Source organism: Ruegeria sp. ABV3_008 (assembly GCF_056161185.1).
In genome coordinates this window covers 1-1,227 of the sequence record NZ_JBSWYP010000034.1, presented here as the reverse complement: position 1 = coordinate 1,227, position 1,227 = coordinate 1, and the positions used below count along the sequence as shown (strand labels likewise).

The window sequence follows — 1,227 nt, the reverse complement described above, 5'->3', positions numbered from 1 at the left end:
GGCTCGATCACGTCCGAGCTGGGCCGTCAGCGCGACGAGATCGAGCTGATCGCGTCGGAAAACATCGTCTCTGCCGCCGTGATGGAGGCGCAGGGCTCGGTGATGACCAACAAATACGCCGAAGGCTATCCCGGCCGTCGCTACTATGGCGGCTGCCAGTTCGTCGATATCGCCGAAAACCTGGCCATCGACCGCGCGAAAGAGCTGTTTGGTTGTGGTTTCGCCAACGTGCAGCCGAACTCGGGCAGCCAGGCCAACCAGGGCGTGTTCCAGGCGCTGATCCAGCCCGGCGACACCATTCTGGGTATGTCGCTGGATGCCGGTGGTCACCTGACCCACGGTGCCCGCCCGAACCAGTCGGGCAAGTGGTTCAACGCCGTGCAATATGGCGTGCGCAAAGAAGACAACATGCTCGACTACGATCAGGTCGAGGCGCTGGCAAAAGAACACCAGCCCAAGCTGATCATCGCAGGCGGCTCGGCCATCCCGCGTCAGATCGACTTTGCCCGCATGCGCGAGATCGCCGACATGGTTGGCGCCTATCTGCACGTGGACATGGCGCATTTCGCCGGTCTGGTGGCCGCAGGCGAGCATCCCAGCCCCTTCCCGCACGCGCATGTCGCGACCACGACAACCCACAAGACCCTGCGCGGACCGCGTGGGGGTATGATCCTGACCAATGATGAAGATATCGCTAAGAAAGTGAATTCAGCGATCTTCCCCGGGATTCAGGGTGGTCCGCTGATGCATGTCATCGCAGGCAAGGCGGTTGCCTTCGGCGAGGCTCTGCGCCCCGAGTTCAAGACCTATATCAGCCAAGTCATCACCAACGCGCAGGCGCTGTCGGATCAGCTGATCAAGGGCGGTCTGGACACGGTGACCCATGGCACCGACACCCATGTGGTGCTGGTCGACCTGCGCCCCAAAGGTGTGAAGGGCAACGCGACCGAGAAGGCCTTGGGCCGCGCGCATATCACCTGCAACAAGAACGGCGTACCGTTTGATCCAGAGAAGCCGACCATCACCTCGGGCATCCGTCTCGGCAGCCCCGCCGGCACCACGCGCGGCTTCGGCGAGGTCGAATTCCGCCAGATCGCGGATTGGATCATCGAAGTGGTCGACGGTCTGGCCGCCAATGGCGAAGACGGCAACGCCGACGTCGAGGCCAAGGTCAAAGCAGAAGTCGCTGACCTCTGCGCCCGCTTCCCTATCTATCCGAACCTGTAA

The 1,227-nt window shown here is 62.3% G+C and carries 1 protein-coding gene; it reads left to right on the top strand.

The window, feature by feature from the left end:
• A partial coding sequence (gene glyA, locus ACXAH8_RS23090; RefSeq protein ID WP_475220846.1) for a serine hydroxymethyltransferase occupies positions 1-1,227 on the top strand: 1,227 nt, incomplete at its 5' end.